The following is a 16,747-nucleotide window of genomic DNA, read 5'->3' on the forward strand; positions in this document are numbered from 1 at the left end:
TACTATCAAACAAAATCATCATTATCAAATTCTGCGTCAAAATCCTCTAAGAATGTATTGGCTATCTCTTTTGACTGTAAGGAAATCTGACCAATTGAGACACTATCATTCTCAAGAACAGTCTCAAGCACAGTCTTAAAGCCATTTACTAGATTCATCATCATCGACTCATCAATATTGCTATTGAACAAGTAATCCAATGTAATGCTGTCCTCCTGCTCTTCAACATAGAGCGTAAGTCCGTATTTAGGTTCTATCTGTTCAAATGCATATGGCTGAACATTAAACCCTTTAAACTCCCATGTCTTATTATCCTTAAATGGCAAATAGTTAAATAGAATCGTAAATAAAGATTCAGGACGGAAATTCAATATTTCCTTAGCATCGGCATAGATGCATTCATATGGATAATCTTGATGCTCTTGCCCTTGTGCCAACCTATCACGAAGCTGGTACAGATAGTCGATAAATGTAGAACAATGATTCAGATTAGAGCTGACGAGCAAAACGTTAAGGAACATACCCGGCATATTCTCAACCTCTTCACGTCTTCTGCCTGCTGCAGAGACACCTACCGTAAGCTCACTTCGATCCAAGACTCTCAACAGAGCCATCTGGAAGGCACCCATAACGAGCACAGAACTTGTAATAGAATTCTTTTTACAATAATTATCAATCGCCTCTGTCCATTGGGAATCTAGCAGAATTTGCTTAACAACCCCGTCTTGTCGCTGTCCGAAAGAATTTCTTACGATAGGCAACTCTGTGTAAGCAAAGTCCTTAAAGCTATCTATCCAGTACTGTCGAGATTTCTGAATTTCTTCTGATTGCAATAAAGCATTGTGCCATACAGCATAATCTTTATAGTGCAAGGTCGGTTGAATTAATTGTTCTCCCCCATAGAAACTAGCAAAATCTTTTAACATAATAGACAAAGATATACCGTCAGATGCGATATGATGTACATCAAACAACATCAGATGCTTGTCTTGCTCAATTGTAATCAGCGCTGCTCGGAACACTGGAGCCACCGTCAAATCAAATGGCTTAACGAATCGTAACGCCAACTCTTTGAGTTCTTCTTCTTTTGCCTCCAAAAATTGAATTTCAGGTCCAGCATCAGCTTTGACAATCTGCACAGGCTCTCCTTCAATCAACTCAAACGAAGATCTTAGTATTTCATGTCTAGCAACAAGTTTTTTGACTGCATCTTCAAACTTGACCTTGTTGATTTCTCCCTCAAGCATCATAGCTGACGACATGTTATATGCTGTAGATTGCTCATTCATCTTCCACATAATGTAGATTCTCTTCTGAGCAGAAGATACAGGATAATACGGCATTTCTCCCACTGGTTGAATAGCGATATGCTGACTGTACTCCGCTCCCAAGATATATTGCGCAAGCTCGCTAATAGTAGGGTTACTAAATATATTGTTCAGTGGGACGACTACATTCATCTCTCGATGTATTTTGGACACAAGGATTGTTGCCTTTAAAGAGTGTCCTCCCAGATCAAAGAAGTTATGGTTGATACCTATACCCGTTACATCTAGAATTTGCTCCCACATTTGTACTAAATCTTTCTCAGTCTCATTCGTAGGGGCAACATACTCTATCCCGCTATCTAAAGCATTATCTGGTTCAGGTAAAGCTCTCCGATTCACCTTACCACTGGAGGTAAGTTCAATCTTGTCAATCCGCATGAATCGAGCCGGAATCATATAATCAGGCAGCTCCTGTGATAGATAATGCTTGATCTTTTGTAGATCCAGTTCCTGTTCAGAAATAATGTAAGCACATAAATATTTGCTGCCAGTCTTATCCGTGCGATCGATAACCACTGCTTCTCTTATCTCATCCATCTTCAGTAACTGCTCTTCAATTTCTCCAGGTTCTACTCTGTAGCCCCTAAGTTTGATCTGATTGTCCTTACGACCGAGGAATTTGATGTTTCCATCGTGTTCCCAGCACCCAAGATCACCCGTTCGGTACATTTTCTCTCCAGATTGGAAAGGATTTGGAACAAACTTTTCAGTTGTAAGCGTAGGGTTGTTAAGGTATCCAAGGGCAATTCCATCACCAGCAATACACAGCTCGCCTGGAACTCCTATCGGCGCAAGATTATCATCCTTATCAAGAATGTAAACCCTTGTATTAGCGATTGGTTTCCCTATTGTTGTTGTGAAAGGATCACATTTTGCAACTATAGAATCTACAGTTCCTTCTGTAGGTCCATAATGATTGGTCAACTGATATCCTTTAGAAAGAATGTCAGCTTTTAACGTGTCGTCGAGCTTGTCTCCAGCAACTAGAACGATATCCAAGCATTCTGGCTTCTCATCGTAACTCAAGAGTTCTTTCAGTGTAACAGGGACAAACTGTGCGATTTGGATCTGTTTGTCCTTAACAAACTTGATAAACTCTCTTCGATCAAGTGCCTGTTCCTTCTCAAGGATAAAGATAGTCATACCATAGATTAGCGGCGGAAAGATCTCGACGATTGAAGCATCAAACGAAACGTTTGCCATATGAACAATATGTTTATGAAGCTCTAAATCAAACATTTCATTATAATATCCCGATATATTAATGACACCACGATGCGTGAGCATTACGCCCTTCGGATTCCCGGTTGATCCCGAAGTATACATAATATAAGAAAGATCTGTTGCTTCATTAATATGTGCAGGATTATGCACATCTCCTGTGTAATGCGCCTTATCACCAATATCTATAACAGGACCGCCAAAATCTGCTCGACCTGCTAGATGCCCATATGTTAGCAACAGCTTTGCTTCACTATCCTTGAGCATATATTTGATTCTTTCCTCTGGATAATCAGGATCGATAGGCAGATAAGCTCCTCCTGCCTTTAGCACTCCAAGTATTGCCACAACTATGTCTATTGAACGCTCCGCCATGATTCCCACAATTTCATTTCTCGAAATCCCGTATTCTCTGAGACGGTGAGCTAATTGATTTGCTTTGCTGTTTAATTCGCCATAAGACATTTTTTCATCCCTGCATTCCAAAGCAATCTCGTCCGGTGTAATTGACGCACGCTTTTCAACCAGTGTGTGGATGGTTTGATCATGTTCATAAGTCATCTCAGTTGAATTGAACTCATGTAAAACCTTGTTTTTCTCTGCTTCGGAAAGCACTTCTAGGTCTTTTATCTTCAACTCAGGAGATTGAACTACTTCATTCAAGATGTTTACATAGTGGCTTGCGAGATTTTCAATCGTTAACTTAGAAAATAAATCCGTGCAGTATTCTAGGCTAAACGATATCTTATCCGAACGCTCAAGAACATCCATGGATAGATCATATTTAGCAGTATTACTTTCCAATTGATAGAAGTCTAGGTCCAGATCACCCATGTGGTTGATGTTCTGACTATTGTTGTGCAGTGAGAACACGACATCAAATAATGGATTTCTACTTAGATCACGCTGAAGATTTAGCTTCTCTACCAGGTCATCAAATTGATAATTCTGGTTGTCATAAGCCGACAGCGTATTCTGTTTTACTTCTTGTAAGAACTGCATAAATGTCTTTTCGCCCGAAGGTTGATTCCTCAAAGGCAACATATTGACAAACATGCCGATCATATCTTTCAAGTCATCATGATGTCTACCAGCAATAGGAGTACCTATTACCATATCTTCTTGACCAGTGTATTTGTACAGTAAGGTATAAAATGCCGATAGCATAAGCATATGCAATGTTGTTCCATTGCCAGTTGACATCTTTTTAAGATGTGAGCTTAATGACGAGTCCAGCTCAAAATCCAACCTGGTTCCCTTGAAACTTTGTACGCCAGGACGTGGCCCTTCCGTTTGTAGCTCCAGAACTGGGATTTCATCCCCCAAAACCTCTAACCAATAATCTTCTTGCTCTCTTAATGCTTCCTTCTGCAACTCATCATTTTGCCATACTGCAAAATCTTTGTACTGGATTCCAGGCTCCGGAAGCTCCTTACATTGGTAGAAAGCGGTGAATTCCTGAATCATTATATTCATAGACAGACCATCTGCGATGATATGATGCATATCCATCAATAGTACATGCTCATTCTCTGCAATCTTAGCAAGTCCCACTCTGAACAATGGAGCTTGGGATAAGTCGAACGGACGAACAAATTCTCTTTGAATTTCACTGATATCTCGTCCTGTACCCAGCAGTTGACTAATGACAACACCCACATCACTATGGATTCTTTGAACAATCTGGTCCTCGACCATTTCAAAAGCAGTACGTAGTGCCTCATGTCTTTGTGTCAGCTTTTTAACAGCTTCCTCCAGCCTATCCATATTTATTTTGCCTTTTAGAGACATAGCCACTGGCATATTGTAGCTCGTATCAATGCTATCGAACTGACAAATAATGTACAGTCGCTTCTGCGCAGAGGATACTGGATAATACTCTCTAGGCTCAGCAGGCTTGATGGAAGTGTGTAAAGTGCGCTCCTTGGATTCAATGTAATCCGCCAACTGTTTAATCGTTGGACTATTAAATAATTCGCTAAGCGGCAGATCTACATTTAAATGCTTGTGCACTTTGGACACAAAAGCGGCACCACTCAGAGAATGTCCTCCTATTTCAAAGAAATTATCTTGAATACCAATCTCATTATCTAGACCGATAACTTCCTTCCATAGCTCAACCAGCTGCTCCTCAAGCGGCGTGGAAGGTGGAATATACTCTGTTTCAGTATGGCTGTCACCGCTTGGCTCTGGTAATGCCTTCAAATCTATTTTTCCATTCGGACTAAGCGGCATTTCTTCAAGCTGTACAAAATATGTCGGCACCATATATTCAGGAAGCTCTTTTAAAAGATGCGTGCGCAATTCTTTAAAAGTAACCTCAGAGCAAACAGTAACGTATGCGCATAAATACATGCTACTTTTTCCCTCTCTTGCAGTTACTACAGCTTCTTTAACTGCTTCGTGCCTAACTAATTGCTTTTCAATTTCGCCTATTTCAATTCGATGGCCTCTAATCTTAACCTGGTTATCGTTTCTACCAATGTATTCTATATTTCCATCTGGAAGATATTTCGCGATATCCCCTGTCTTATACATTTTCGCACCATCTACAAATGGGTTATTGATAAACCGCTCATTAGTTAACTCACTTTGATTCAAATATCCTCTAGCTACTCCGTCACCAGAAATATAGATTTCACCTTGCAAATTTGTCGCTACTGGTTTGAGATACTTGTCTAAAATATAGATTTGAGTATTGTCTATCGGTATTCCGATAGGAACAGAAACCCCATTATCTTTTTCAGTTTCATACTTATAAATCATACAACCAACGGTAGCTTCAGTCGGTCCATACTCATTGTAGATTTCTATTTCTTCGTGGAAACTATTTACCACTTCTTTAGCTACAGTAACCTTCAGATTATCCCCACCGACAATCATTTTCTTCACAGAAGAATGACGATTGTCCCCATCCTTAATCAAGGTTAAATGTGCAGGAGTTAATTTTACGATCGTTGCTTTATTCTCTTTTAGAACTTTATCTAAAATAAATTCCTTTCCATCTCCAGAATAAATAACGATCTGATTACCAGAAATCAATGGCGTGAAGATAGATGTCACGGTCAAATCGAAAGAAATCGAAGAATACAAAGCGAATACTTCATTTTCATCCAAGTATGTTTTCTTCGCCCACCAAATGTAATGGACCAAGTTTCGCTGTTCAATCATTACTCCCTTTGGTTTACCTGTAGAGCCTGACGTGTAAATAATATACGCCAAATCTTGAGCGCTACCTATTTTCTTAAGATTAGAGCTATCACCTTCATACAAAATCGAATCATTCAAATCGATAAGATCTGCATCTAATTCAGCAAAACGTTCTATCAGCGGTTTCTCAGTCAATACGATTCTAGCCCCACTGTCTTCAAACATATATTGAATACGTTCCTGCGGGTAATCCGGGTCTATTGGGAGATACGCGCCCCCAGCTTTGACAATGGCCAACATAGCTGTAACCATCTCTATCGAGCGTTCTGCGATCAGTGCAACAACTACATCTCTACCTACACCTTTATCCCTTAGCACTCTCGCCAATTGGTTCGATCGTTCATTAAGCTCCTGATATGTCAGACATTCGCTTTCACATTCGACTGCGATACGTTCAGGTGTTTTTTCTACCTGTTGCTCAAACAGCTCTTGTATCGTTTTATCCATTGGGTATTCTGCTGTCGTACTATTATATCCAAATAAAATCTGTTCTTTTTCCACCGCTGACAGCAACTCAATCTCCGCTAGCTTTAGATCAGGATTATGGACAATTTGCTCAAGTACATAAATAAAATGCGATGCAAATCTTTCCATAGTCACATCTTTAAACAACTTTGTGCAATACTCCAACAGGAACTGTATGACCCCGCCGTTTTCCTCCGCATTCAGCGTGATATCGAACTTCACGGCTTGATTATCAAGTTTGACTGACTCAAATCGTAGTCCTTCTAATTCCAGTCTTCGTTCATCCGTATTTTGAAGTACAAACATAGTATCAAAAAGAGGATTTCTCTCTTTATCCCTATGAATATGTAGCTTCTCAACAAGCTGCTCGAACTGATAATCAGAGTTTTCAAAAGCCGCTAGTGTATTTTCTTCTACTTCCCGTAAGAAGCTGCTGAATGTCTTTTCATCATCGGGCTGATTTCTCATTGCTAGCGTATTCACGAACATACCAATCATTTTTTTCAAATCTGCATGTGACCTACCCGCGATAGGTGAGCCAACAACGATATCCTGTTGACCTGTATACTTCTGCAAAAGAATATTATAGCTTGCCAGCAATACCATATAGAGAGTGGTTCCCGTCTTTCTAGCGAGTATATTCAACTTGTCAGTAAGTACCTTATCCAGTTCAAAAGCCAATCTCTTTCCTTCAAAGCTTTGAACTGCCGGTCGCAAATAATCTAAAGGCAGATTAAGAACAGGAATTTCTCCAGCAAAAGAGTCTAGCCAATATTGCTCCTGCTGTTTGATCGCCTCTGTCTCGAATAGTTTGTACTGCCATTGCGAAAAGTCTTTATATTGTACGCTAATTGGAGATAATTCTTTTCCTTCATATAATTGAACAAATTCATCTACCAATATGCCCATAGTTATCCCATCGGAAATGATATGGTGCATATCGAACAGAAGTAGATGCCTTGTCTCATCAAGCTTGGCGATTCCAACTCTTAACAACGGTGCTTTCTGTAAATCAAAATATTGAATAAAGTTTTTAATAGCATTATCAATATCATGCTCTTCCACTTCAAAATGACTTAATGTGAACTCTGCCTTCTCATGAACGATCTGAACTACTTTCCCATCGACCATGTCAAAAGAAGTACGTAACAGTTCATGTCTTTTTATTAATTGTTGAAGTGTAAGATCTACCTTGCTTAAATTCAGCTTACCTTCAACGATAAATGCCGCAGGTATGTTGTAACTTGTCCCGATTCCTTCGAATTGACTTAGGATATACAGCCTCGTCTGTCCAGCAGATGCTATATAATACTCTCTTTCTTCTTGAAGCTCGATTGGTGCATATTGTTGTTTTCCTGAATGGATAATATAAGCAGCCAACTCTTCAATTGTTGGTCCTTTAAACAATTCCCGCAGAGGTATCTCTACTTCAAATTCTTTATGCAGCTCCGCCATTAATACAGCCGCTTTTAAGGAATGCCCTCCGAGTTCAAAGAAATTATGTGTAACACCGATGCCTGTAATTCCTAACAACTCTTCCCATATAGGAATCAGCTTCTCTTCGATGTCATTTGATGGTCCTTTGTAAGAAGATCCTATATCTATATTTCCTTCGACCTCTGGTAACTCATCCACATCAATTTTACCGCTAATTTTCAGTGGTAATCTGTCGAGCTTGATAAAGTACGAAGGAACCATATAATTTGGTAGATCCATCAGGAGAAACTTTCTGATTTCCTCTTGATTTAGTTCTGTATCCGATGTGAGATACGCACATAAATATTTGTTATGATCATCACCCTTCTGGACAACAACAACTGATGTTACACCGTCATATTTCATAATCCGGGTTTCAATTTCACTAATTTCTATTCTAAACCCACGAATTTTCACTTGAGTGTCTATACGACCCAAAAACTCAATGTTTCCATCACTCAGCCAACGTGCGCGATCTCCCGAACGATACAACTTTTGATCCATCGCCAGCTCGCCATAAAGCTCAGTAGGAACGTCCACAAACTTCTCTGCCGTCAGCTCTGGATTATTCAAATATCCTCTCGCCAATCCATCACCTCCGATAAATAACTCTCCAGGAACACCCACTGGGCACGGTTGATGGTTTTTATCAAGGATATAAACGCTCGTATTACTTATTGGTTTACCGATAGGAATCGTACTTGTATACTCCTTGTTAATCGGGAAACATGCAGTAAATGTCGTGTTTTCGGTTGGACCATATCCATTAAGAATGGTGAGATCCTTGCAACTATTCCTCACCGCATTGATATGTACAGGCGATAATACATCACCTCCAACCAAGAGATATTTAAGAGTCTCGAACATCTCCGGTCTGACTGCGGATAACTGGTTAAACAGTGGTGCTGTCAACCACATCGTACTAATCTCCAGATCCAATATCACTTTATGCAATTTCGCAGCGTCTAAAATGATATCTTCATTCACAAGACACAACTGCAATCCATTTAATAGCGCACCCCAAATTTCAAAGGTAGAGGCATCAAATACCACAGATCCGGTCTGAAGTATTTTGTCCCCAGCTTCAAACGTTACATAATTCGTATCTTTCACTAATCTTATTACACCGCGCTGTTCAATCATGGTTCCTTTAGGTTTCCCAGTTGAACCGGAAGTGTAAATAATATAAGCCAAATCAGAAGGTTTATAAATAGTAGTAATTTGGCTTGCCTTTGTCTCCCAGAGACTGCGATGCTGCAAGCTGATATCGAGACATTCACCAGAAAAATCAATACCAGCAGGTGGATCGCTGGATACTAACAGCAGCTTACACCCACTATCCTCCAACATATATTGCATTCTTTGTTTAGGATACACTGGGTCTATTGGTAGATATGCGCCACCAGCCTTGATGATACCTAGGATACCGACGACCATTTCCAATGAACGCTCTGCCATGATAGCCACGATGCTTTGAGCCCTAACACCGCGCTCCCTTAATACTTCACCAATTATATTAGCCTTGTCATTAAGCTCTTTGTATGTCAAACGATTGTCTCCAAACACTACCGCTGTTCTATCAGGATGTTGCTCTGCCTGTTCTTCAAACAGCTCACTTAACGTTTTTTCTCTTGGATACTCACTTGTAGTGTTGTTAAAATCATGCAATACCTGTCTAATTTCATTGGCTGACATGAGACTGATCTCTGCAAGCCTGTTGTTCAAGTTTGTAGGTACTTTTCTTAATAAGTAAAGGAAATGTGTTGCCATTCTCTCAACTGTGTCACGTCTGAACAGCTTAGTACAATACTCCAATGTAAAGTAGATACGTCCCTTTTCTTCACGGGCACTTAACGTCATGTCAAACTTGGAGATTTGAGCATCAAACTCGTATGTCTGGAACGCAAGATCACCAAATTGTACTGGAGCAGTTTCAGTATTTTGCAGAACAAACATAATATCGAATAAAGGATTTCTACTAGCATCTCTTGTTTTCACTTTTTTCTCTACGAGAAGCTCAAACGGATAGTCTTGATTTTCAAAAGCCTTCAATGAGTTACGCTTTACGTTTTGCAAAAACTGTCTGAACGTTAATTCATCAAGAGCATTATTTCTCATCGCCAACGTATTAACGAACATTCCCATTGTGCGCATCGTCTCTGCATGTTGTCTCCCCGCTATAGGTGATCCAATCACGATGTCCTGTTGTCCTGAATATTTCGATAAAAGTAAATGGTAAGCTGACAAAAGTACCATATACAAAGTAGTTCCCGTGCCATTTGCCAGTTCATAAAGTGCCTTGCTATCTTCAACATCTAATTCAAATGCGAAGTTATCACCTTCAAAGCTTTGTACATGCGGACGCGCCTCATCAATAGGCAGATCCAATACAGGTACATCACCTTCAAACGTATCTAGCCAATATTGTTCTTGGCTTTTCATAATCTCCGACTCTTGTATAGTATTCTGCCATATAGAGAAATCTTTGTACTGTATTTCAAGCTCAGGCAAATCTTTCCCCTCATAAAGATCGATAAAATCTTGTATAAATATAGACAGAGAAACTCCATCCGATATAATGTGATGCATATCGAATAGAAGGACATGCTTGTGTTGATCTGTTGCTACAAGCTGGCATCTCAGCAACGGAGCTTGTGATAAATCAAATGGTCTTACAAACTGCTTCATCAACTCTGGGATTTCATGTTCTCCCGCCTGAGACATCTCTAGCTTAATATCAACCTTATCGTGTACTCTCTGTACAATTTCGCCTTTATTGTTATCAAAAGACGTACGAAGCCCATCGTGCCTTTGGATTAACCTCTGAAGCGTTGTTTCAAATCGCTCTCGACTTAGTTTTCCTTCAATGAGTACAGCCCCAGACATATTATAGTTCGTATTGGATTCTTCCATCTGGCTTAGAATATAAAGCCTTTTTTGTGCAGATGACACAGGATATGTTTCTCGAATCTCAACAGGCTGTAATGCTGTATATTTGTTTGTATCTGCGTTTTCAATAGCCTTTGCCAATTCACGAATAGTTGGATTCTCAAAAATAAGACTTACGGTGGCATGCACTTCCAGTTCCTTATGAATCTTTGAAACAACAGTCATCGCTCTTAAGGAATGTCCACCCAGTTCAAAAAAGTCGTGATCAATCCCTATAGGCTCGATCCCAAGTACTTGCTGCCATATAGCCGCCAATTCCTTTTCCAACGTAGTAGAAGGCTCGACGTATTCTACACCCATGCTCATTACCAAATCCGGTTCAGGCAATTCTTTTCGGTCCAGCTTTCCGTTAGCAGAAAGTGGTAATTTTTCCATCTGAACAAAAAAGGAAGGAATGCTATGGCTCGGCAACCTTTTTGCCAAAAATTGTTTTAGTTCTCTTATCGAAACTTCTTCTTCCCGCGTTACATATGCACATAAATAAGAACTTCCACTATCGTCCTTCTTCACTATGACAGCCGCTTCTTTAACGACCGGATGATCCACTAATTGTTTTTCAATCTCACCTAGTTCAATTCTGACCCCGCGGATTTTCACTTGGTGATCTAATCTACCAAGATACTCAATATTTCCATCGTCCATCCATCGGGCAAGATCTCCCGTTCTATACATTTTTGTACCCGGCGTGAACGGATTAGAGACAAATTTCTCTGCCGTTAGTTCACTACGGTTTAAATATCCTCTAGCCAAGCCTTCTCCGGCAATACATAGCTCCCCAGCAACTCCAACAGGCTGAAGTTTCCCAATGTTATCTACGATATATAATTGAATATTATCAATTGGTTTGCCTATTGGGATAATGTCGAGCTTGTCACCAGTCGAGCAATTGAAATATGAAACATCAATGGCTGCCTCTGTAGGACCGTACAGGTTAATGAGTCGAGCTTGCGTTGTTTCATAGAAAAGTTTGTTGAATTTTTCTGCCTGTTTCGCCAGCAATGCCTCTCCACTACAAAAGACTTTCTTTAAGCTTTCCAACTTAGCCAATCCATCCATATCTTCAATATAGTCCAAGAAAATGTTTAACATTGATGGAACAAAATGCATGGTGCTTACTTTGTATTTATTTATGCATTCGACAATAGTCCTTGGATCTTTTTCTCCTTCTGGCTCAAGGAAGCACACAGTCGCTCCTGTAATTGCCCACCAAAACATCTCCCATACAGAGACATCAAAGGTATAAGGAGTCTTTTGCATAATCACATCCGACTCATGAATCGGATATGCCGTTTGCATCCAATTTATTCTATTCACAAGAGAATAGTGGGCAATCATAGCTCCTTTAGGCTTACCCGTTGAACCTGATGTATATATGACATAAGCCAAATCCTCAGAGGTTCCAATTGGATTAAGATTAGATGAATCACCTTCATACAGTGCTGATTCATCCACAGCTATCATCTGTACATCAAATGAATAGTGATGAATCAAATGCTTCTGTGTCAACAAAAGATCCGCTCCGCTGTCTTCTAAAATAAATTGTATACGATCCTGTGGAAATTTAGGATCAATCGGCAAGTAAGCACCGCCAGCTTTGCTAATAGCCATGATAGCCGTAATAATTGAGAGTGAACGTTCAACAATCAAGGCTACAATCGTATCTCTACCTACTCCCTTGCTTCTTAATATTCTCGCCAGTTGATTAGAACGCTCGTTTAATTCTCGATAAGTGAGCTTATCATCCCCGCACATTGCAGCTATATGTTCGGGCAGCTTCTCAACCTGATGTTCAAATAGTTCATGAATAGTGGCGCTCTTAGGATATTCTACAGTTGTGTCGTTGAATTCGATCTTTATTTGTCGCTCTTCATCTTCGGTTAGAATATCAATCTCAGATAACAACAAATCGTAGTTGCCAATCATAGCCTCCAATATGTTCAAGAAATGCTTAGCCATTCTCTGTACAACTACAGCATCAAACAACCCTTCTATATAAGCAAACCTAATCTGGATATCATCAAAGAGCTCTACTTCAACAGTAAGATCAAAGTTCGTTTGTTCAAATATGGAATAATCAATTACTTTTAATCCACTTTTCCCTTCCATCAACTGCTTTTCAAGCGGATAGTTCTCTATTACGAGGATTGAATCAAACAAGGAGCCCTGCGCCTCAACCTCACTGTAGGATTTAATATCTACCAAAGAGGTATTTTCATAGAATTCCCTCTCACGTATGCCTGCCTCTACCTTCTTGACGAGATCATATACTCTCTCGTTGCTTTCTGCCTTTACCCTGAGCGGAGGCGTATTAATAAACAGCCCCACCATGTTGTCCAAACCTTCAACACGTGCATTTCGTCCAGATATAGTCGTTCCAAACACTGCATCAAGAGTATTATTATATCGCTGCAATAAAATTCCCCATGCTGTATATAGAATAGTCGCTGTAGTAGTTTTTAACTCCCTGACAGCCTTCTGCATTTGTCTATTGGTTTCAGCCGATAACGTAATACTGTAGCTACTCGGCTTAGAAATATTTTTGTCCATTTTACTGCTAATCGGCAGAAGCGTTTTTGTATCAAAGCCCTTTAAATATTGCCCCCAAAAATCCTTTTGCCCCGATTGATCCTGCTGACGGTTCCATTCAAGAAACTTCTTATATTTATTTTTCACAATGACACGTGGTTCTTGGCCATCATGCAGCGCATTGTATGTCTGAAAAAACTCTTTCAGCAGGATTCCATTGCTCCATCCATCCAAAAGGATATGATGATTCGTTAGAAACATTTGATAAAGTCCTGCCTCTAGCTTACAAAGAGTTATTCTATACGGTTCACTACTAATATCGATGTGCCCTACTTTATCTTTCATTTTAATCTGCTCAAGTAAATGATGCTTTCTTTCCTCATCTGCCTCACTCGCTAGATCGTGTTCTGTTATAGGTAAGAGATGCTCTTTCAAAACGATTTGTAGGGGATTAGCTAATTTATCCCATCTATAAATAGTTCTCAGCATTTCATTAGATTTCGTCACTAACTGCCATGCTTTAGCGAATAGATTACTATCTATGTCACCAACTAATGTCAAAACTAATTGTTCATAGTATAACTTGCTGTCAGGTTTCTCTAAATAATGGAATAACATTCCTTCCTGTAACGGACTCAACGGGTAAATATCTTCTATATTTTTCTTTTCAAGCTTTTTTACATCTACATTTTTCTTCTCAAGCTTTTTCACATCTATCACAGAAATGCTCCTCCAATCTACTCTTTATCCACGTTTTTAACGAAATTTGTAAATATTTGATTTCTGCCTAAAATCAAGCACAGGGTAAATATGATCAAACCTGATGTAACAACAACATACGTCCACGGAATATACTGTAGGAACAATCCATAGATCCAGATTCCTATAGGAGTAGATAAAAGCAACGCCGACTTCAACACGCCGAACACCCTTGCTCTAATCTCTTCTGGAATCTTCAACTGAAAATATCCAAGAATAGGTATATTCTGAACTGTATTTAAAGTACTAATTGTAATCAATACGATGACAAAAATGATCGTAATGAACAGGGCCGAAGCATCATTAAAAATGGGCAGTGATGGAAATGCCCAAAGCATAATTAATACGGCTTGCATTTGTAGCAATATAAAAAATCTTTTGAACATGACGTCGCCGGATTTCAATCTAAATACATATAACGCCCCAAGTATCGTACCAATTGCCGCTGCAGCTCTTATATAGGAAAGTTGCTCTGCAGATACTTTCACTATTTCATAAGTAATGTAAGGTAACACTAAGAATAGTAACGGGTTATAAATAAAATTAATTAGCACAGCCACGATCAATAACAACTTTAATATTTTTTGGCTATTTAAATAGGTATATACAACTTTCATATTCTCCCAGTAAGTTCCCTCGTTCAGTTCTCTATTCTCTTCCTTCTTTTCAAAACTGATTAAAGTAACGGTAAGAGCACCGATTACGAAGGCAATAGAAGTTGTCAAAAAGATAAAATCCATACCGACTTTCGTATAAACAACGGCACCTATCACTGGGCCAAGTATATTCACGATCGCCCAAATTCCCTCAAGGCTAGAGTTAGCTTTCGCAACGTTATCTTTCCCCACAATATTTGGTATAGAAGCATTTCCAGCTAGCCAAAAGAAGCTCTGAAGCGCATTTAACAAAATGACAAGAATGGCGATTGCTACTACACTCTTGAAACCTCCGATAAAAAGAAACATAAATAAAATTGAAATTAAGGTACTAGTTACTTCCGCAAAAATCATAATTCGTTTCTTGTCATATTTATCTACAAACACACTGCCAAAAATATTCACCATCGCCTGCGGAAAAATCGAAAGACTCAGAATCATCGAGAAAGCCGCGACTGATCCAGTGAGATCTAATACATACAAACTCAACACAAAATCGAATACACTCGTCCCCATAACCGTTATGGTTCTCCCGAACGTAAACCATAAGAAGTTCTGCTTATAGTTAATTGCTTTATTAGTAGCCGATTGTACATTTGCTTCCATCTTTTTTGTCATCTCCTTTCTATTTCCTCAATACTAATTGAAGATGAGGTGATCTGCTTAACCCTAAATAGATTGGCTGCAATCAGATATAACAATAACAATCCGATTCCTACTCCCAGCCCAATAGCGGCAACTATCGTGGAGGCAGGAGCCCATACAGATACGAAACCCCAACCAACTCCGTTAAAAAACAATTGAGGAATTTGATAAATAAACCATTCAACAGCTACTATTAATACAAGGTAAGTTGAGATTTTTAAGATTATGATTATATTCGGAGCCATAAATTTTCTTTTACTCTTAGATAGCTGAACAAAAAATCGTGTTATGAATACAAATACCACAATAATGATTACTGACATGATAGACAAAAGCACAACCGATATTTGATCAATCATCGAATACATATCAGAAGCGCTCTGATTGGCATCCTGACCATTCAGAATTTGCATAATACCTTTAACGGTGGAATAAGTGTAATCCGAGTTCATGTTAGCCAATAAGGCTACGCCCAGCTGATTATCTGGCTCCAAAAAGATCGTGGAAGAGAAATTAGGATTATTTCCGTTGTGATAGACTCTCTTCCCATTATCCTCGATATACCAACCCTCCTTATAAATCCAACCTTCTCCTTCCGACAATAACTTTTTGTCGAATTCATGTGACTTCATGATTAAAGCATTGTCTATTGGACTTTGAGAGGCGGTTCCCAACTGTACTTTCAACCATTTCTCGATATCATCGGCATTCGTAATGATATAACCTGCAGGTGTATTTCCTCTGTAAACGGGCGCTTCGTAAGGACGTGCTTGAAGAAAATTGACTTTATATCCTGTGGCTAATTCTTTTGGCAAAGTCTCTTTTCCTAATAAATAGGTGTTGTTCATTCCGATTGGTTTTAAAATATGCTCCGTCATATAGGCTTCATAAGATTGACCTGTTACTCTTTGAATAATTAATCCCAGAACATCATAATTAATCGTCGCATATGAAAACTTAGCACCTGGTGCGCTTAGCAGCTCTTCTCCTATTAAGGTTTGTACCGTTTTCTCCAGTGCATTATCGGCCGCACCCTCAGGGATTTTATCTATCGATTTGAACGCAATTCCGCTAGTTTGGTTTAACAATTGCTCTACAGTAATCTCAGTCTTCTTCCCTTGGTAGTACATGTGAAACTCTGGAATGTATTTTGTTACCACATCGTCAGTTTTAATTCTTCCCTCCTGCTCTAGCTTTAAAATTGCAAGAGCAGTGAAAGCTTTAGTGGTGGAAGCAAGTTCAAACAAAGTATTCGACTTTACCGCCTGTCCTGATTCCATATCACTCAGGCCAAATGTTCCATTATAAAGAAGTTTATCCCCCTGCACGATAACTACAGCCGCACCAGGGATTTTAGCTTGATTCATCCGCTCTTGGACGTAATCAGCTACTCGTTCAATCTGCTGCTGAGATACTTCGCTTGTCTGTGCCATCAAAACCGGTGCTCCTATCGAAAGTAAAACAGACAAAATGCCAAATACCGCTATCATCTTCCTGAACCTATACATATTG

The 16,747-nt window shown here is 39.4% G+C and carries 3 protein-coding genes; all 3 read right to left on the reverse strand.

Features of this window, described 5'->3' with window-relative positions:
• Positions 1-5 precede the first annotated feature (5 nt).
• Genes ACQKMD_RS10805 through ACQKMD_RS10815 form a run of 3 tightly spaced genes read right to left on the reverse strand, consistent with a single transcriptional unit; the run spans position 6 to position 16,668 of the window.
• Positions 6-13,895: an amino acid adenylation domain-containing protein gene (locus tag ACQKMD_RS10805; protein WP_427751913.1), complete on the reverse strand. Its 13,890-nt coding sequence runs from the start codon at positions 13,893-13,895 to the stop codon at positions 6-8.
• Between the two features lie 17 nt (positions 13,896-13,912).
• Complete coding sequence (locus ACQKMD_RS10810) at positions 13,913-15,196, reverse strand: MFS transporter (RefSeq protein WP_427751915.1); 1,284 nt, start codon at positions 15,194-15,196, stop codon at positions 13,913-13,915.
• Positions 15,197-15,204: 8 nt separating this feature from the next.
• On the reverse strand, positions 15,205-16,668 hold the full coding sequence (locus ACQKMD_RS10815) for a serine hydrolase domain-containing protein (protein WP_427751957.1): 1,464 nt from the start codon (positions 16,666-16,668) through the stop codon (positions 15,205-15,207).
• Positions 16,669-16,747 lie beyond the last annotated feature (79 nt).

This window comes from Viridibacillus sp. NPDC096237 (assembly GCF_050278625.1).
Lineage (GTDB): Bacteria > Bacillota > Bacilli > Bacillales_A > Planococcaceae > Viridibacillus.